16 protein-coding genes and 1 other annotated feature are annotated in these 17,964 nt (G+C 54.8%); of the genes, 5 read left to right on the top strand and 11 right to left on the bottom strand.

The window, feature by feature from the left end; genetic code table 11:
- Positions 1-71 precede the first annotated feature (71 nt).
- Complete coding sequence (gsk, locus tag OGV83_RS02265; protein WP_286463100.1) at positions 72-1,376, bottom strand: inosine/guanosine kinase; 1,305 nt, start codon at positions 1,374-1,376, stop codon at positions 72-74.
- Between the two features lie 152 nt (positions 1,377-1,528).
- Here gsk and aes point away from each other — a divergent pair, with 152 nt between their 5' ends.
- The gene (gene aes, locus OGV83_RS02270; protein WP_286463101.1) at positions 1,529-2,488 is read left to right on the top strand and encodes an acetyl esterase; all 960 of its coding nucleotides are present in this window, start codon (positions 1,529-1,531) and stop codon (positions 2,486-2,488) included.
- Positions 2,489-2,490: 2 nt separating this feature from the next.
- Here the strand turns inward: aes and hemH are convergent, their stop codons facing one another.
- The 8 genes from hemH to OGV83_RS02310 all read right to left on the bottom strand — a co-directional run bounded on the left by hemH (position 2,491) and on the right by OGV83_RS02310 (position 10,670).
- Complete coding sequence (gene hemH / locus OGV83_RS02275) at positions 2,491-3,453, bottom strand: ferrochelatase (protein WP_047458399.1); 963 nt, start codon at positions 3,451-3,453, stop codon at positions 2,491-2,493.
- A 176-nt stretch (positions 3,454-3,629) separates the two neighbouring features.
- The gene (adk, locus tag OGV83_RS02280; protein WP_012133500.1) at positions 3,630-4,274 is read right to left on the bottom strand and encodes an adenylate kinase; all 645 of its coding nucleotides are present in this window, start codon (positions 4,272-4,274) and stop codon (positions 3,630-3,632) included.
- A gap of 237 nt (positions 4,275-4,511) precedes the next feature.
- Positions 4,512-6,386, bottom strand: a complete 1,875-nt coding sequence (gene htpG, locus OGV83_RS02285) for a molecular chaperone HtpG (protein WP_012133501.1) — start codon at positions 6,384-6,386, stop codon at positions 4,512-4,514.
- A 109-nt stretch (positions 6,387-6,495) separates the two neighbouring features.
- Complete coding sequence (gene recR, locus OGV83_RS02290) at positions 6,496-7,101, bottom strand: recombination mediator RecR (protein ID WP_012133502.1); 606 nt, start codon at positions 7,099-7,101, stop codon at positions 6,496-6,498.
- Positions 7,101-7,430 (bottom strand): YbaB/EbfC family nucleoid-associated protein, encoded by a 330-nt coding sequence (locus OGV83_RS02295; RefSeq protein WP_001515903.1) that lies wholly within the window; start codon positions 7,428-7,430, stop codon positions 7,101-7,103. The genes recR and OGV83_RS02295 overlap by 1 nt, the downstream gene beginning before the upstream one ends.
- 45 nt (positions 7,431-7,475) lie before the next feature.
- A complete protein-coding gene (gene dnaX, locus OGV83_RS02300; protein WP_286463102.1) occupies positions 7,476-9,401 on the bottom strand; it encodes a DNA polymerase III subunit gamma/tau in 1,926 nt (641 codons plus the stop codon).
- Positions 8,079-8,143 (bottom strand) — a sequence feature (DnaX frameshifting element). It overlaps the preceding gene by 65 nt.
- A 189-nt stretch (positions 9,402-9,590) precedes the next feature.
- A complete protein-coding gene (apt, locus tag OGV83_RS02305; protein WP_012133504.1) occupies positions 9,591-10,142 on the bottom strand; it encodes an adenine phosphoribosyltransferase in 552 nt (183 codons plus the stop codon).
- Between the two features lie 150 nt (positions 10,143-10,292).
- Positions 10,293-10,670: a DUF454 family protein gene (locus OGV83_RS02310; RefSeq protein WP_012133505.1), complete on the bottom strand. Its 378-nt coding sequence runs from the start codon at positions 10,668-10,670 to the stop codon at positions 10,293-10,295.
- A gap of 69 nt (positions 10,671-10,739) precedes the next feature.
- Between OGV83_RS02310 and priC the strand changes: the two genes are divergently transcribed.
- The 3 genes from priC (at position 10,740) to OGV83_RS02325 (ending at position 12,454) form a co-directional block, all read left to right on the top strand.
- The gene (gene priC, locus OGV83_RS02315) at positions 10,740-11,267 is read left to right on the top strand and encodes a primosomal replication protein N'' (RefSeq protein WP_024130585.1); all 528 of its coding nucleotides are present in this window, start codon (positions 10,740-10,742) and stop codon (positions 11,265-11,267) included.
- Between the two features lie 14 nt (positions 11,268-11,281).
- Positions 11,282-11,449, top strand: a complete 168-nt coding sequence (gene rsmS / locus OGV83_RS02320; RefSeq protein WP_012133507.1) for a pleiotropic regulatory protein RsmS — start codon at positions 11,282-11,284, stop codon at positions 11,447-11,449.
- Between the two features lie 69 nt (positions 11,450-11,518).
- Complete coding sequence (locus tag OGV83_RS02325; RefSeq protein ID WP_286449413.1) at positions 11,519-12,454, top strand: Rpn family recombination-promoting nuclease/putative transposase; 936 nt, start codon at positions 11,519-11,521, stop codon at positions 12,452-12,454.
- A 36-nt stretch (positions 12,455-12,490) separates the two neighbouring features.
- Here OGV83_RS02325 and mscK read toward each other — a convergent pair whose 3' ends face one another.
- Together mscK and acrR are read right to left on the bottom strand one after the other, a co-directional pair.
- A complete protein-coding gene (gene mscK / locus OGV83_RS02330) occupies positions 12,491-15,853 on the bottom strand; it encodes a mechanosensitive channel MscK (protein WP_286463104.1) in 3,363 nt (1,120 codons plus the stop codon).
- A 119-nt stretch (positions 15,854-15,972) separates the two neighbouring features.
- Complete coding sequence (acrR, locus tag OGV83_RS02335) at positions 15,973-16,626, bottom strand: multidrug efflux transporter transcriptional repressor AcrR (protein WP_012133511.1); 654 nt, start codon at positions 16,624-16,626, stop codon at positions 15,973-15,975.
- A gap of 141 nt (positions 16,627-16,767) precedes the next feature.
- Here acrR and acrA point away from each other — a divergent pair, with 141 nt between their 5' ends.
- Positions 16,768-17,961, top strand: coding sequence for a multidrug efflux RND transporter periplasmic adaptor subunit AcrA (acrA, locus tag OGV83_RS02340; protein WP_012133512.1), 1,194 nt, complete (start codon positions 16,768-16,770; stop codon positions 17,959-17,961).
- Positions 17,962-17,964 lie beyond the last annotated feature (3 nt).

Genomic DNA, 17,964 nt, shown 5'->3' on the forward strand with positions numbered 1-17,964 from the left:
CGGTGTAATCACCTTATCCGGCCTACGATTTTCTTGTAGGCCCGATAAGCGCAGCGCCATCAGGCAATAACTCAGCGATCCCAGTAAGACTCTTCGAGGCTGTCTTCCCGTTCCGGCAGACCGCGCGTCAACCGCGGGGAATGCTGGTTCAATACCTGATAACTCACACGGTTCGCATACTTACACACCTGCGCCAAAGACGAATAGGTCAGCCAGGTGAATTTATGCTTGCTGGAGTTAGGCACATTGGTGCGGTGATAATTATTGGCGGTAATATCATGTAACAGCGCCGCCAGCGCGCCGTCTCCCGCGCCATTGGTGTTCATGATTTTTTCCGGCCCGCCCATGTACGGGGCGATGTGCGAGTAGACCCGCAGCGGATGGAGACAATCTTTATGCCGCATCGCACGGCTGAACTCATACTGATTAAACTCGGCAATCGCTCCCGGCAGCAGCGGGTGCTGGGTTTTGCGTTTCGCTTCATCTTCGGTAAAGCCCGCCATATACAACCCAATTGGCCCAGCGGTACACAGCACCAGATCCACCCAGTCCAGCGCCTTATCAGACGCCAGCAGCGGATCGTTCTCGCCGGTTAACGCTTCCGCCTCTTCTTCATTCATCGCCAGAATGGAGACATGCTCTTTGAGGAACGCCTGCCACCACTGCGGATTATCGGCGATAACAAACTTCGTCCCCAGGGTCAGCACCACCGGCACATTATGCTTTTTCGCGTACTCAATGGCTTTCATGGTCGCTTCCGGCATCGGCTCGCCCGGTTTACAGCGCACCAGATAGGAGGTCAGCACCAGCGCAGATGCGCCCGCAATCACCGATTCCGGGATGCTCTCCGCCCGAAGCTGGTTCATGTGGCCGGGACTGATGGCGAAGGTACGCTCGCCGGATTCGCCAATCAGCGTAAAGCAGCGGCCAATGGGACCATCAACCCCTTGCAGGTGGTTGAGGTCGGTACGGCTCGATGTGTTACATAAATAGCGATAGGCGTAGCTGCCAATCTCAATGTTGCTGCACATCACGCCCAGCAGAACGGAGCGATCGTCCGCCAGCACCGAGTAGTTGTGCATGGTGTTACCAATGGTGCCACCGGCAAACTGGTGGGTGATCAGGTTTTCACGCACCAGCTCCTGATACAACACTTCTGCGACATCATCCTCAATCACCAGAGAATGCCCGGCGCTCAATCCATAACGTGTCACAAAGTCATCATCGACTTTCGCTTCAATATCCACCAGCGTCTGATCGATACCAACCACCCATGACGCGCTGGTTTCATTTTCAGCCTGAATTTGTTGCAACAGCGGGTCACGGGCATTAACGGGGAAATAGTGTTTGGATTTACGTTTACCGGGAAATTTCATGATTGTGTTTACAGGTGGATAACTGAGCGGTGCATGGTAGCACATTCCCCCCTGCCCGCGCGACGAGGCGCGGAGTTTCAATATCGGACGGTGAGATCGCAGTTTATTGGCGATCGCTTTCTACAATGGAGGCATTTCACAAGGAGCGCGTTATGAAGCCGGAAAACAAAATTCCCGTTCTCGATCTTATTTCTGCGCAGATGAGGGCCGTCATCAACGTTCATCAGGCGGAGCTGCCGCCATGGCCTGCGGATGACATTGCGGCGCAGCGCCAGCACTACACCCGCGAGCGCCGGTTCTGGAACGCCGGGGCGCCGCAGATGGCAACGCGGACGGCGGCTGTTCCCACACCCTACGGCGAGGTCGCCACGCGTCTGTATTATCCACAGCACAACAGCAGGGCAACGCTGTTTTATCTGCACGGCGGCGGATTTATTCTCGGCAATCTGGATACTCATGACCGCATTATGCGGCTGCTGGCGAGCTATACGCGGTGTACGGTCGTCGGCATCGACTATACGCTCTCTCCCGAGGCGCGTTTCCCACAGGCGATTGAGGAGACCGTCGCGGCATGTCGGTTCTTTCATCAACGCGCCGATGAATACGCATTGAACATGGCGCAAATCGGTTTTGCCGGGGATTCCGCAGGTGCTATGCTGGCACTCGCCAGCGCGCTGTGGCTGCGCGATAAGCAGATTGTATGCGGGAACGTGGTCGCCACGCTGCTGTGGTATGGTCTCTACGGGTTACAGGATTCGCCCAGCCGCCGTTTGTTTGGCGGAGAATGGGACGGCTTAACCCGTCAGGATCTGGAGAGGTATGAAAACGCCTATCTGCGTGACGAGCAGGATCGCGAATCCCCCTGGTATTGCCTGTTCAATAACGATCTGACCCGCAATGTGCCGCCCTGCTTTATTGCCGGCGCGGAGTTCGATCCGTTACTTGATGACAGCCGTCTGCTGCACCAGACGCTCCAGGCGCATAATCAGCCCAGTGAGTACCGGATGTACCCCGGCACACTGCACGCCTTCCTGCACTATTCACGCATGATGAAAACCGCGGACGATGCGCTACAGGATGGCGCGCGTTTCTTTATGGCGCAGTTAAAATAGCCTCAGAGGTACGGTGCGGTCAGCTTCAGCATCATATCGATGTGTTCCGGCGCGGCATTGAGCGCCGGAATGTATTCGTATTTTTTACCGCCCGCCTCAAGGAAGATTTCCCGGTTTTGCAACGCGATCTCCTCCAGCGTTTCCAGACAATCCGCCGCAAAACCCGGACACATCACCTGAATATGCCCGGTGCCTTTTTCGCCCAGCATTTTCAGCGTTTCGTCAGTATACGGCGTCAGCCACGGCTCGCGGCCAAAGCGCGACTGGAAGGTCATCATCACTTTTTCTGGCGCCAGACCAAGCGCGGAGACCAGTTCACGGGTAGTATCGCGACAGCGTTGCGGGTAGTCGTCGCCTTCATCAGCGTAACGCTGCGGGATGCCGTGATACGAGAGCAGCAGCAAGTCCGGCTCGCCATGTTGGGCAAACGAGGCACGGGCGCTATTTGCCAGGGCGGTGATATAGCTATTGTCATCAGCGTAGTCACGAATAAACGAGACGCCTGGAATACTGCGTTTACGCGCCAGAATACGCGCCAGTTCGTCCCAGACGGCCGCCACCGTCGAACAGGAGTATTGTGGGTAGAGCGGCAGCACCACGATGTGATCGACGTGGTTCGCCAGCAGTTCATCGACCGCGCTTTCCAGCGACGGCGAACCGTAGCTCATCCCCAGCGCAACGGGCGTATCCGGGAGACGCTCTGCCAGCGCCTGCTGTTGCTCCCTGCTGTAAACCAGCAACGGCGATCCGCCTTCCTGCCAGATAGACTGGTACAGTTTTGCGACACGCGGCGCGCGCAGCGGCAAAATCACACCACGCAAAAGCGGCCACCACAGCAGGCGAGAAGTATCCACCACGCGCTCATCGCTTAAAAATTGCTTCAGATAGCGTTTAACCGCTTCAGGAGTTGGGGCATCGGGAGTGCCGAGGTTAGCCAGCAGGATACCGGTTTTCGTCTGACGCATTACCGCCTCTTATTGATTCAAATTGTTGATAATTGTAGCGGAAAAGCGAGGAAGAAGAACTAATTGCTGTGAGAGGTAAGATGAGAATTTGCCTGATGGCGCTGCGCTTATCAGGCCTACAAGAAAATCGTAGGCCGTAGGCCCGATAAGCGTAGCGCCATCGGGCAATTTACGGATTAACCGAGGATTTTTTCAAGGTCGGCACGCACATCGGCAACGGCCTGAGTACCGTCCACTTTCGCATATTTAGTGTTACCCGCTTCCGCTTCTTTCTGGTAGTAACCAATCAGCGGCGCAGTCATCTGATGGTATTCCACCAGACGCTTACGAACGGTCTCTTCCTGATCGTCTTTACGGGTGGTCAGCTCTTCGCCGGTCACATCGTCCTTGCCTTCCACTTTCGGCGGATTGAATTTGATGTGATAAACACGGCCAGACGCCGCGTGCACGCGGCGGCCCACGATGCGGTCAACGATCAGCTCGTCCGGTACGTCGAATTCGAGAACATAGTCAACCGCAATGCCCGCTTCTTTCATGGCGTCAGCCTGCGGAATTGTACGCGGGAAGCCGTCCAGCAGGAAACCGTTGCGGCAATCGTCCTGCGCGATACGCTCTTTTACCAGCGCAATCACCAGCTCATCGGTCACCAGCTTGCCGGCGTCCATGATGTCTTTCGCTTGTTTACCCAGCTCGGAGCCAGATTTCACGGCGGCACGCAGCATGTCGCCAGTGGAGATTTGCACAATACCATATTTCTCCATGATGAACTGAGCCTGAGTTCCTTTACCCGCGCCCGGAGCGCCAAGCAGAATGATACGCATTACGAAAATCCCCTTAAAGGTTGTCGATATTTTTTAAAAAAGCGCTAAACGATACCACCATCACGCAATTCGCTCAAGGAAGGCGCCCTGCGCTGAAACGGTTAACGGCGGGAAAATGAAGAAAAAGAGAGGATAAAATAAAAAATGCCCGATGGCACTGCGCTTATCGGGCCTACATAAGCAACCTGCTCGTAGGCCGGATAAGCATTAGCGCCATCCGGCATGACGCGGTGCCGATTAAGACACCAGCAACTGGTTCATACGACGGATAAACTGGTTCGGATCTTCCAGCGTACCGCGTTCGGCAAACAGCGCCTGATCCAACAGCAGCTCTACCCACTCGTTAAACTGCGCTTCGTCCTGGGTATCCGCCGTGCGTTTCACCAGTACGTGATCCGGGTTGAGTTCAAAGATGTATTTCACTTCCGGCACGGCCTGACCGGCAGCGGCAAACAGCTTCGCCATCTGGGTACTCATCTCATCAGCGTCGGTGGTGACAATGGCCGGAGTATCGGTCAGACGATGCGTCAGACGCACCTCTTTCACACGATCGCCCAGCAGGGTTTTCACGCGCTCAACGAACGGCGTCAGCGCTTTTTCCGCTTCTTTTGCGCTTTCATCGACTTCATCCGCCAGTTTTTCCAGCGATTCGTCAACTTTAGATACGGACTGGAACGCCTTACCGTCGAACTCGGTCAGGTAATTCATCATCCACTCATCAATGCGATCGGAAAGCAGCAGCACTTCGATGCCTTTCTTACGCAGCAACTCCAGGTGCGGGCTGCTCTTCGCCGCCGCGTAGCTGTCTGCCGTGATGTAGTAGATCTTCTCCTGCCCTTCTTTCATGCGGGAGATATAATCTTCCAGAGAGACGGTTTGTGCGGAAGAGTCCGTATGCGTTGAGGCAAAGCGCATCAGTTTCGCGATGGCTTCCTGGTTGGCATGATCTTCCGCCGGGCCTTCTTTCAGCACCAGACCAAACTGTTTCCAGAAGGTCTGGTATTTTTCCGCATCGTCTTTCGCCAGTTTTTCCAGCATTTGCAGAACACGTTTGGTCAACGCGCTGCGCAAGTTGCGGGTAACGGTGCTGTCCTGAAGGATTTCGCGGGAAACGTTCAGCGGCAGATCGTTGGAATCAATCAAACCACGCACGAAGCGCAGGTAGTTCGGCATAAACTGCTCGGCGTCGTCCATGATAAAGACACGCTGTACGTACAGTTTCAGCCCATGTTTGTGATCGCGGTTCCACATATCCCACGGCGCCTGAGACGGGATGTACAGCAGGCTGGTGTACTCCTGCTTACCTTCCACGCGGTTGTGGCTCCAGGTCAGCGGGTCGGTGAAGTCGTGAGCAATGTGCTTGTAGAACTCGTTATACTCGTCGTCTTTGATTTCTGACTTGTTACGCGTCCACAGCGCCTGCGCCTTGTTGATTTTCTCCCAGGAGACGATCGTTTCACCGTCTTTTTCTTCCTGTTTTTCAATCTCTACCGGCAGTGCGATATGGTCGGAATATTTGCTGATGATGGAGCGTACGCGCCAGTCATCAAGGAACTCGTCTTCGCCTTCACGCAGGTGCAGGGTGATTTCCGTACCGCGATCGTCTTTAGTGATATCCGCGACGGTGTACTCACCTTCGCCCGCCGATTCCCAGAACACGCCGTTTTCCGGCTTATCGCCCGCCGCGCGGGTACGCACGGTCACTTTATCCGCGACGATAAACGCAGAGTAGAAGCCGACCCCGAACTGGCCGATCAACTGGCTGTCTTTCGCCTGATCGGAACCCATTGATTCGAGGAAAGATTTAGTGCCGGATTTCGCAATGGTTCCCAGATGATCGATAACGTCATCACGGTTCATCCCCACGCCATTATCGGCGATGGTCAGCGTACGCTTATCTTTATCGAAGGAGACACGCACGCGCAGCTCGCCGTCGCCTTCATACAGATCCGGGTTCGACAGCGCGCGAAAACGCAGCTTGTCCGCCGCATCTGAGGCGTTAGAGATAAGCTCACGCAGGAAAATTTCTTTATTGGAGTACAGAGAATGGATCATCAGGTGCAGAAGCTGTTTTACTTCTGACTGAAAACCACGAGTTTCTTGTCCTTTCATTGGATAAATACCTCAACAATGCCATTTACAAGGTCAAAATGCGTTGAGGGAGAGATGGGGACGGGAAATGAGTTTTCAAGCGGGAGAACGCGAATGTTCTCCCGTTTGATTAAAAACGAATCTTATGACGCCCGGCAAGCGAGTGGGACAGCGTGGTGCCGTCGACCATTTCCAGTTCGCCGCCCACCGGTACGCCGTGGGCGATACGGCTGGCTTCAACGCCATATTGCGCGCAAAGTTCGGCAATATAGTTCGCGGTAGCCTCCCCTTCGACCGTCGGGTTAGTCGCGAGGATCACTTCGCTGAGCTGTTCTGACGCCAGACGCTGCTCCAGACGATCGAGACCGATATCGTCCGGCCCGATGCCGTCGAGCGGCGACAGATGCCCCATCAGCACGAAGTAGCGGCCAGAGAATTGCCCGGTCTGCTCAATGGCGTAGATGTCCGCCGGACTCTCCACCACGCAGATTTGACCGTTTTCCTGACGACGCGGATTCGAACAGATATTGCACACGTCCTGCTCAGTGAAGGTGCGGCAATCGGCGCAGTGGCCGATTTCCGACATCGCCCGGGTGAGCGCTTGCGCCAGACGCATCCCGCCGCTGCGGTCACGCTGAAGCAGCGTAAACGCCATGCGCTGCGCTGACTTCGGGCCAACGCCCGGCAGACAGCGCAGTGCTTCCATAAGCTGAGTTAACAGCGGGCTGGTTTGCATCAGAACGGCATCTTAAAGCCAGGCGGCAGTTGCATACCGGAGGAGACAGACGCCATCTTCTCTTTCTGGGTCTCTTCAATGCGACGCGCCGCATCGTTGAACGCCGCAGCGACCAGATCTTCCAGCATCTCTTTGTCGTCTTCCAGCAGGCTTGGGTCGATTTCCACGCGACGGCAGTTGTGCGCACCGTTAATGGTCACTTTCACCAGACCTGCGCCAGACTCGCCGGTGACTTCCAGTTTGGCGATTTCTTCCTGCATCTGCTGCATTTTTTCTTGCATCTGCTGGGCTTGCTTCATCAGGTTGCCCAGACCGCCTTTTCCAAACATAAGCTCTCTCTCTTGATGGTTTACAATCGCAAGCCGGGCTTACGATCAAATGGGGCGAATACTCTCTTCATCCAGATCCGCGTCAAAGAATCGACGCAGCGTCTGAATGTTGTTATCCGCGATAATCGACTCACGCGCCTGCGCAAGTTTCTCTTCATAAATCGCCTGACGCCACTCCAGCGGCGTTCGCACCGCCGGATTATCATCTTCAACGATGGTCAGTTCAACCGTCGTTCCCGTCAGGGCGCTCAATGCTTCCGCTAGCTTTTGCTGCGCGCCAGTGGAGTTAAGGTGTCGCTGCGTGGAGCGCAGATGCAGGCAAATGGTATTGCCGTTCTCCTCTTTCCAGGCGTTTAACGCCACCTGTTCCACCAGCTTCGGCAGGGAGAGCTGGCTAATTTGTGCCGCCCACGGATCGCGTTCAGTCGCTTCCGCGGCCAGTTTGGTCGCCAGTTCCGGTGTTTTTTCATGCTCCAGCGCCTTTTTCAACGCTTTCGGCGTGGCCACAACCTCTTTTACTTCCACCACCGGATTGGTCGCCTTCCAGCGGTAGGCTTCTTTCTTCGTCGGCGTCTGTTCCAGCGCAGACGGCGCCGGACGCGCCTGAACGCGTTCAGAGACAGAGGCTAATCTTTCCAGCGCAGCGTTATTTACCGGCCGCGCGCGGGAAGCGGCTGCCGGTTCACTCTTTTTTGTTTTGGTTGCTCCCTGAGCACGCTGAAGCTGGTTGCGCGCCGCCAGCACCTGGCTGGTGGCATCTGGCAACGGCACCTCCTGGCGTACCGGAGCGGATTGTTGCGAAGGCACCTGCGTCGGCGTCATCACCGCCGTTGGCGCGACCGGCGCAAAAGATTGCTGCGGTCTTTCCGGTTCCGGCAGCGGCATACGTGGGTGGAATGCCAGCGCGCGTAATAGCGTCATTTCAACGCCCATCCGTCTGTCCGGCGCGTAAGGCAGCTCTTTGCGGCCAATCAACAGCGTCTGGTAATAAAGCTGTATGTCCGCTGGCGGCACAGTTCGCGCCAGTTCACGCATGCGCTGCTCAATCACCGCCATATCGTTACCCAGCGCGGCAGGCGACAGCTGCGCCATCGCAATGCGGTGCAACAGCCCCAGCATTTCGACCAGCAGCGCTTCCCACTCAATACCGCGCGCGGCGGCATCGTTCACCAGCGACATCACGCGCTCGCCATTGGCGGCAACCACCGCCTCGACCAGCGAAAGCGCCTGGTCATCATCCAGCGTACCGAGCATCGCACTCACCGCCAGGGTGGAGACCTGCCCGTCACCGCTGGCGATCGCCTGGTCGGTCAGGCTTAGCGCATCGCGCAGGCTGCCGTCCGCTGCGCGGGAGAGCAGTTGCAGCGCGCGCGGCTCATGCGCGATATGTTCTTCGTTAAGGATATGCTCAAGCTGATGGCGAATTTGTTCGACATCCAGCGCCTTGAGATGGAATTGCAGGCAGCGCGACAAAATCGTCACCGGCAGCTTCTGCGGATCGGTGGTCGCCAGCAGGAATTTGACGTGTGCAGGCGGTTCTTCGAGCGTTTTAAGCAACGCGTTGAAGCTGTGCCGCGAGAGCATATGCACTTCGTCGATCAGATAGACCTTAAAGCGGCCGCGCGCGGGCGCGTACTGGACGTTGTCCAGCAGGTCGCGGGTATCTTCCACTTTGGTGCGCGACGCGGCGTCGATCTCAATCAGATCGACAAAACGCCCCTGCTCGATTTCCCGGCAGTTGTCACATACGCCGCACGGCGTGGCGGTGATACCGGTTTCACAGTTCAGTCCCTTCGCCAGCAGACGGGCGATGGAGGTTTTACCGACGCCACGGGTGCCGGAAAAAAGATATGCGTGATGAATACGCCCTAACGACAAGCCGTTCGCCAGTGCGGTCAGCACATGTTCCTGGCCGACGACGTCAGCAAAGGTTTGTGGGCGCCATTTTCGGGCTAAGACCTGATAACTCATTGGCTGGCTCTGAAACGCTGGAAGGTGGATTCATGGGGGGAATGCTAACACAACCTCGCAAATACAGCGAGGTTGTGAGGCTTTATTCGCGACGCTCACCCTTTTGGGCCGCCGCAAGCGGCGTTCAAAACGCAAATGCGTTTTGTCGGGCACTGGCCGGAACCAGAGTGGCGAATAAGCTAGCCTGAATCAGTGCCCCGGGAAGGGAACCAGGCTATAACAGGTAATCCCCTGTTTTGCCAGACGCTGCTCACCACCCAGATCGAACAGATTGATGATGAAAGCGGCATCGGTCACTTCCCCACCCAGGCGACGGATCAGCTTCACAGTCGCTTCGATTGTGCCGCCGGTCGCCAGGAGATCGTCCACCACCAGCACTTTATCGCCCGGTTTGATGGCATCAACGTGGATTTCCAGCTGATCGGTGCCGTACTCCAGCTCATAGCTTTCAGCGATCGTTTCACGCGGCAGTTTGCGCGGTTTACGCACCGGAACAAACCCGACGCCCAGGCCCAGCGCGACCGGCGCGCCAAACAGGAAGCCACGCGCTTCGGTGCCGACAACTTTGGTGATGCCTGCATTTTTGTATCGTTCAACCAGCAATTCAATGCTGAGCGCATAGGCTTTCGGGTCTTCCAGCAAGCTGGTGACATCACGGAAAAGAATGCCCGGTTTCGGGTAATCGTGAATGCTTTTAATGCTATTTTTGAGAAACTCAAGCTGCTGTGCAGTCGCGGTCATGGATATATGCCTGCTATTACGGTGTTACTCACGGCGCGAATTAAGGGGGTCAAAGTAACGATTGTTTAACCTTTAACCGTCTGCGCCTGTGCTCGAAAACGGTCGAATTTACTGGCTGCGTAAGACAATTGCAACAGCGATTATTGCGCTTCAGTGCTTTTGTTGCTTTTCATCAATCACCGGTATCCGCCACATAAAAATCAACAGGCAGGCCAGGATCGCCAGCAGCAGTATTCGTACCCACATCATATGCACCAGCCAAAGCGAGATACCGAATGTAATCAATATCAATGCAATAGCGCGTGGTTTCGCCCCCGGCGGCATCGCGCGATGCTTTTGCCAGTGACGCAAATAGCCGCCAAACCAGGAGCGGTAAAGCAGCCAGTCATGAAAGCGCGGCGACGAACGGGCAAAACACCAGGCCGCCAGTAAAATAAATGGCGTAGTAGGCAATAGCGGCAACACGACGCCCAGCGTCCCTAACACTACCGCCAGCCAGCCAATGATGATTAAAATAGTACGTTTCATAATGACAGTACGTAGCACACAAGGCTGCTACTGTAGCATAACAGTTATCATTTTCATCGGAGTGTTACATTGAAAACCGCCATGCTGTTACACAGGCTGGAAAGCCAGCTCGCCAGTCTGCGCCAGCAGAGCGCGCCGCTGGCACAGCATGCGACGCTCAGCGCACGCTTTGACAGGCATCTTTTTCGCACCCGCAGCACGCTATTGAAGGCGTATCTGGATGAAGCCGGAACCAACCTTGACGCGTTGCGCCATGCAGTTGAACAACAGACGTTGCCGCAGATTGCCTGGCTGGCGGAGCGCCTGGTTTCACAGATTGAGGCGATAACACGGGAAACCGCGACCTGGTCGCTCAGGGAGTGGGACAGCGCCTCCCCGGGGCTGGCGCGCTGGCAACGTAAACGCGTAAAACATCAGGAGTTTGAGCGTCGTCTGCTGGAAATGACCGAGGAGCGTAAAGCCCGTCTGGCACAGGTCACCGGCTTCACCGAGCAGCAGGCGCTGCACCGGGAAATCGAGGCGTTTGAAGGCCGTCTGGCGCGCTGTCGTCATGCGCTGGAAAAAATAGAGCGCGTACTGGCGCGCCTGACCCGTTAACCACTGGAGAAAATATGTCGCTTGAGAATGCCCCGGACGACGTCAAACTGGCCGTCGATCTGATCGTCCTGCTTGAAGAGAATCAGCTGCCCGCGCAAACCGTGCTACGCGCGCTGGAAATTGTGAAGCGTGATTATGAAAACAAACTAAAAAACGCGGAAGACGCCTCGCAAAGCGATTAAAAGGGAGCTGGTGCGTCTCCACCGTCAATGTCAGAGTCTGCGTTGGGACACAATGACGACGGACTGTTCATGGAACGACTTTCAACCACGCCACATGATGCGGTATTTCGGCAACTGCTGACGCAAAAAGCGATCGCGCGGGATTTTTTACAGATCCATTTACCTGACACCTTTCTTCGCATCTGCAATCTGGATTCCCTGACGCTGGAGTCAGGAAGCTTTGTCGAAGAGAACTTACGGGCCAGCTATTCAGACATCCTCTATTCCCTGCAAACTACGCATGGACCAGGCTACGTTTATGCGCTGATTGAGCATCAAAGCAAACCCGATAAATTCATGGCGTTTCGCCTGATGCGTTATGCCATCGCCGCCATGCAGCGGCATCTTGATGCCGGGCACGACACGCTGCCGTTAGTGGTTCCCTTACTGTTCTACCACGGATCAATTAGTCCGTGGCCCTACAGCCTGAACTGGCAGAATATGTTTTGTGAGCCCGCGCTTGCCAATAGCCTTTACAGCAATGAATTTGCGCTGGTGGACCTGACCGTAATGCCGGATAATCAGATCATGCGGCATCGGCGGATGGCGATGCTGGAGTTACTGCAAAAGCATATACGCCGACGCGATCTGGCCGAATTACAGGATCAATTAATCACGCTATTAACGCAGGAACACCTGACCCGTAGCCAAATCAGCGTGCTGATACACTATATGTTGCAGGTTGGGAATACCACGAACCCCGGCGCGTTGATCCGCAAACTGGCCAGCAGCGCCCCCCAGTATAAGGAGCAACTGATGAGCATTGCCGAATGGCTGGAAGAGAAAGGCAGAGCAGACGGGCTGCAAAAAGGAATGCAGCAAGGACGGCAGAAGGGCTTAGAAGAAGGTCGTCAGGCCGAAGCACGCAGCATCGCTCTCAAAATGCTCGACAGCGGTCTGGCCCCCGATCTGATCACCCACCTAACCGGACTCTCGCCAGAAGAGCTGTCTGCGCTCTCCCATTAGAGACACTCAGGGCGGCCTGGCCGCCCTGAACAGAACTTAGCCCACCGATGGCGTCGGATCGTCGCCTTTGATTTCGCGTTTAACTTCCGTCACTTCGTCACCTTTCTCATTGCGCAGATGCACTTCAAGCTGGTTAAAAGCGATGTCGATGTTATTTTCACGGCACAAACGATCGATGGTCCGGTTCAGCTCATCCACTGTATGGCTGCGATCGCGCAGTTCACGCACGTACAGACGCAGTTCATGATCGAGCGTACTGGCGCCAAACGTGGTAAAGAACACCGCAGGTTCTGGCTCACGCATCACTTTCGGGTGCTCCGTCGCCGCCTGCAACAGCACTTTTTTCACTTTGTCCAGATCCGAGCCATAGGCGACGCCAAGGCGGATCACCAGCCGGGTGGTGGTGTCGGACAGCGACCAGTTGATCAATCGTTCGGTCACGAAGGCTTTGTTCGGAATGATCACCTCTTTACGATCGAAGTCGGTAATGGTGGTCGCACGAATACGGATCTTGCTGACCGTCCCGGAGAAGGTGCCGATAGTCACCGTATCGCCAATGCGTACCGGGCGTTCAAACAGGATAATAATGCCAGAGACGAAGTTACCGAAAATCTCCTGCAAGCCGAAACCAAGACCAACCGATAACGCCGCCGCCAGCCACTGTAGTTTGTCCCACGATACGCCAAGCGATCCAAATACCGTCATCGCGCCAACGGCAATGATGATGTAGTTGAGGATCGTGGTGATCGCATACGAAGCCCCCTGGCGCATTTTCAGTCTGGAAAGTACCAGAACTTCCAGCAGGCCAGGTAAGTTACGGATCAGCGCCCAGGCCACCATTGACACAATAATGGCAAACAGCAGGCTGCCCATCGTAACGTTTTTAACCACCGCAGCGCCCGCTTCCGTGCCGTTGTAGTGCCAGAGCGTGATGCTGTCGAGATAGCTGAACACGGTGATCAGATCGGACCAAATCGCCCAGAACATCACCCCGAACAGGGCAATCATCAGCAGCATGGTGATGCGCAGCGTTTGCTGGTTAACCTGTTCCAGCGCAATGGTCGGTTCTTCCTGCGGCTCCGCGCCTTCTGCCCCCTCTTTCACCAGATTCTGACGACGCGCCAGCGCACGGCGCCAGGCAATACGACGCGCCGCGACGCTCAGGCCGCGTAACACGGTCTGATACAGCAGGTTCCAGATAATCACCAGATAGACGGTTTCAATCCAGCGCCCGGACAGGCGTAGCGTGGTATAGAAATAGCCCGTCGCGGTCAACACCATCAACGCGACGGGAATGATGGAGAGCACGGTAATCGTGATCAGACGTAAACCATGCGACTCCTTATCACGCCAGCTATCGCGGCACATTGGCCACACCAGCAGAGTAATAAGCAGAAGGTTGAGGAAAATCACCACCTGCCCCAGCACATCGTCCATCAGATGCAGCGGAGAAAGTTCAGCGACCACCGACCAAAAATGCAGCGGCAGTAACGCCAGACTGATGCGCACAATCTGGCGGCGCCAGTGGCTGGTCAATTTCGCCGGCATGCCGAAGTGCCGAATGGCAACGCCCTCTTTCTCCAGCACCTTCCAGCACAGACCGAATACCAGCCAGAACAACGCCAGCTTTTTACTGAACGCCCATAACAGGTCGCTAATATTCAACTGCATGGTGAGGAGGATCAGCCCTACCGCAAGGATTATCAGACAAACCGGCAAGGCGCGAATCAGATCGATGAAAATCGCTTTCGGCGTATTGAGCTGGCTGTCGTTACGCAATGATCCCACCGCGGCCGCCAGCTTCTCCTGGTACGCTTTTAGCCATTTCAGTCGCCAGCGAATCACCCCGGCGATCAGCAGCAAAGGCAGCCCCGCGAGGAATGCGATGAATACCGCAGGCCAGGCCTTTTCCCAGTTCACCGTAATTTTCATCGACCTGAACTGATCTTTCAGCGTTTGCGGGAAGGCTTTAATCCAGTCCCAGTCCATCGGGCGGTTACTGTTAACCCAAAAGATTTGCTGAGTCAGGATCTCTTTAAGGTTTTTCGAGACGCTCATCAGCTGCTGTTGATTGATTTGCAGGTTAATGGCCATCATCAACTGATTGCCCAGCTGCTTATTCAACTGATCCAGTAATTCCCTGCGCATATCAACCACTTGCAGCAGCGCATCATGCACTTCGTCATTAACCTCGTCAGTGTGCCCTTCTTCCAGTTTGGCCACAAAGGCGTCGTTCTGGAACAAAGCGTCACGCTGCTGGTTAACTTCAAACTGCTCCAGACGCAAATCCGCAATCCGGTTGGTCATATCGACAAGTTCATCTGCCGACGGCAGCGTTTGCTGCTGCTGATACAAGATACGCGACAACAGCAAACTGCCTCTCAGCACCGCAATCTGCTCTTTGATATTGCGCTCTGATTGCAGCGCGCGATCAAGCCAGTTTTTGACTTTGATGTTCTGCTGCATGAGCGCGTTGCCGTTTTCGGTTGCCGTGATCAGGCGCTGGCTCAGTTGATGATTGACATCCAGCTCCTGCTTCACAAGAGGGTTAGCCTGAATACGCGCCGTTTCATCCGGCGAGATCGCCTCCTGCGCCGTCTTCTCGGTTAGCGTCAGACGTTTGCTGTTGACCGCTTCCTGCAAAAGCTGGAGCTGGTGTTCCAGTCGATTGGTGTTCGCCGTGACGTAATCGCGTTGCTTTTGCAGGGTATCCTGCAAAACTGTATTGCCTTCCAGACTTTTGCGCTGCTGATCGATTTGCGCGTTAAGCAACGCCTGTTGCGCCTGTAGCAGAGTCTGTTGACTCGGGCGCAATGCGCCGTCCCCGACACTGGTGCCGTCCAATCGATTACGGATTTGCTGCATTTGCTGCGACGCGGTATACATCGCGTTTTGCACACGCTCAGGCTGCGTCTGGAGCGAAACCAGCTGACTATTGTAAGTCGCCAGATCGTTTTGCGAGTTCTGCAAATCGTCCAGCACCTGCGCAACCCGAAGTTCCAACTGGCGCAGCGAAAGCGTGCTCAACGTTTTTCGCGTTTCGTCGTCATTATCCACATCGCTGAGGGCATTCAGCGCGTCCGTCGCCTGACGCATTTTTTCCGGCGCCTGCGCGACTTTCTGGCGTAATTGCGTGGTCTCCTCTTTTACCCGATCGATTTTATCAAGCGTGGCGAGCGTATCGATGAGATCCTGCTGGACCAGTTTATCCAGCGCCGAGAGGTCTTTCTGTTTACCCAGCGCATCCAGCTGGCTTTGCACGTCTGCTTTCGACGGCAGATCGCCATTCGTTTGCGCACGGGCAAACGCCGACGACTGACCGCACAGCAATAACACAAAGAAAATGATTGAGATAAAAACAAGATGCGATGAACGTTTATAGAGCTGCAACATAGTCATGGGAGTGAAGGTTTCTGAACCGGAAGAATGACCGGAAATAGTCAAGCCGCAAGAATATCACGGCGGTGACGGACAGAATAGCGGAACGGAAAATGTCCAGGATAATTCCTGGAATGATATCAGGGGCTTTCTAGGGCAGGCGCCGCTCTCAGCGTCGGGCAAAGCAGATACATTTCCAACAAGATGGCGACGTAATCTCGCGCTTCTTTTTTCAGATCAAAGGATTGCGGCGCAAAGAGCCAGTTTTCCATGATGCCGGAAATATAGCCGCGCATTAATATTGCCGCACGACGCGTCATCAGGTTTCCCGGGAGCATTTTTGCTTTAATACAATGTGTTAGCGTTTGTTCAATGCGATCATAGCTTTCCACGCAGATGCTTCGCTGCGCCTGTTGCACTACCGCCATTTCACCCACGAATTCGCATTTGTGGAATATAATTTCCATCAATAAACGTCGGCGCTCTTCCGTCACGGTTGCTTCAAGAAGATGGACTAAAATTTCTCTTAATACTGATAGTGGATCGTCGGGGAATTTTGCCTGATACTCAATCTCAAGCTCACCAATATTGGATTCTGATAGCTCCCAGATTTCACTGAATAAATCCGACTTGTTTTTGAAGTGCCAATAGATTGCACCGCGTGTGACGCCAGCGGCTTTTGCAATCTCCGCGAGCGAAGTGGATGATACCCCTTGTCGCGAGAACAAACGCAGAGCTACATCCAGGATGTGTTGCCGAGTTTCCTGTGCTTGTTGTTTGGTTTTTCGTGCCATATGTCGGTGAATTTACAGGCGTTAGATTTACATACATTTGTGGATGTATGTACCATAGCACGACGATAATATAAACGCAGCAATGGGTTTGTGGACTTTTGACCATTGATCAATTTGAAATCGGACACTCGAGGTTTACATATGAACAAAAACAGAGGGTTTACGCCTCTGGCGGTCGTTCTGATGCTCTCAGGCAGCTTAGCGCTAACAGGATGTGACGACAAACAGGCCCAACAAGGTGGTCAGCAGATGCCAGAAGTTGGGGTTGTGACGCTCAAAACTGAACCTCTACAGATCACTACTGAACTCCCGGGTCGCACCAATGCATACCGTATTGCGGAAGTTCGTCCTCAGGTAAGCGGAATTATCCTGAAACGTAACTTTACGGAAGGCGGCGACATTGAAGCGGGTGTGTCTCTCTATCAGATTGATCCTGCGACTTACCAGGCGGCTTACGAAAGCGCCAAAGGCGATCTCGCTAAAGCGCAGGCGGCTGCAAATATCGCTCAGTTAACGGTTAAACGTTATCAGAAACTGTTGGGTACGAAATACATCAGCCAACAAGACTACGATAGCGCGCTGGCAGATGCGCAACAGGCGAATGCGTCTGTTGTGGCGGCAAAAGCGGCCGTTGAAACCGCACGCATTAATCTGGCGTATACCAAAGTGACCTCCCCGATTAGCGGCCGTATCGGTAAATCATCCGTAACGGAAGGCGCGCTGGTACAAAACGGGCAGGCTACCGCCCTCGCGACAGTACAGCAACTCGACCCGATCTATGTGGATGTAACGCAGTCAAGCAACGACTTCCTGCGCCTGAAACAGGAGCTGGCGAGCGGCAAACTGAAGCAAGAGAACGGCAAAGCGAAAGTCGAGCTGGTCACCAGCGACGGCATTACCTATCCGCAATCCGGTACGCTTGAGTTTTCTGACGTCACCGTCGACCAAACCACCGGTTCTATTACGTTACGCGCAATCTTCCCTAACCCGGACCATACCTTACTGCCTGGTATGTTTGTTCGCGCACGTCTGGAAGAAGGCACCAATCCTGATGCATTGCTGGTTCCCCAGCAGGGCGTTACCCGTACGCCACGCGGTGATGCCAGTGCGTTGGTTGTCGGCGCCGATGACAAAGTGGAAACCCGTCAGATCGTCGCAAACCAGGCGATTGGCGATAAGTGGTTAGTCACTGATGGACTCAAATCGGGCGATCGCGTGATTGTTACCGGGCTGCAAAAAGTGCGTCCTGGCGCGCAGGTTAAAGCGCAGGAAGTCACCGCGGATAATGAACAGCAAGCCGCAAGCGCTAACCCGTCTGAACAGTCTAAGTCTTAACTT

The organism is Citrobacter sp. CK189, from assembly GCF_030333505.1.
Lineage (GTDB): Bacteria > Pseudomonadota > Gammaproteobacteria > Enterobacterales > Enterobacteriaceae > Citrobacter_B > Citrobacter_B koseri.

Coding starts and splice junctions, on each gene's coding strand:
- gsk (WP_286463100.1), bottom strand. CDS start 1,376: ATGAAATTTCCCGGTAAACGTAAATCCAAACACTATTTCCCCGTTAAT.
- aes (WP_286463101.1), top strand. CDS start 1,529: ATGAAGCCGGAAAACAAAATTCCCGTTCTCGATCTTATTTCTGCGCAG.
- hemH (WP_047458399.1), bottom strand. CDS start 3,453: ATGCGTCAGACGAAAACCGGTATCCTGCTGGCTAACCTCGGCACTCCC.
- adk (WP_012133500.1), bottom strand. CDS start 4,274: ATGCGTATCATTCTGCTTGGCGCTCCGGGCGCGGGTAAAGGAACTCAG.
- htpG (WP_012133501.1), bottom strand. CDS start 6,386: ATGAAAGGACAAGAAACTCGTGGTTTTCAGTCAGAAGTAAAACAGCTT.
- recR (WP_012133502.1), bottom strand. CDS start 7,101: ATGCAAACCAGCCCGCTGTTAACTCAGCTTATGGAAGCACTGCGCTGT.
- OGV83_RS02295 (WP_001515903.1), bottom strand. CDS start 7,430: ATGTTTGGAAAAGGCGGTCTGGGCAACCTGATGAAGCAAGCCCAGCAG.
- dnaX (WP_286463102.1), bottom strand. CDS start 9,401: ATGAGTTATCAGGTCTTAGCCCGAAAATGGCGCCCACAAACCTTTGCT.
- apt (WP_012133504.1), bottom strand. CDS start 10,142: ATGACCGCGACTGCACAGCAGCTTGAGTTTCTCAAAAATAGCATTAAA.
- OGV83_RS02310 (WP_012133505.1), bottom strand. CDS start 10,670: ATGAAACGTACTATTTTAATCATCATTGGCTGGCTGGCGGTAGTGTTA.
- rsmS (WP_012133507.1), top strand. CDS start 11,282: ATGTCGCTTGAGAATGCCCCGGACGACGTCAAACTGGCCGTCGATCTG.
- OGV83_RS02325 (WP_286449413.1), top strand. CDS start 11,519: ATGGAACGACTTTCAACCACGCCACATGATGCGGTATTTCGGCAACTG.
- mscK (WP_286463104.1), bottom strand. CDS start 15,853: ATGACTATGTTGCAGCTCTATAAACGTTCATCGCATCTTGTTTTTATC.
- acrR (WP_012133511.1), bottom strand. CDS start 16,626: ATGGCACGAAAAACCAAACAACAAGCACAGGAAACTCGGCAACACATC.
- acrA (WP_012133512.1), top strand. CDS start 16,768: ATGAACAAAAACAGAGGGTTTACGCCTCTGGCGGTCGTTCTGATGCTC.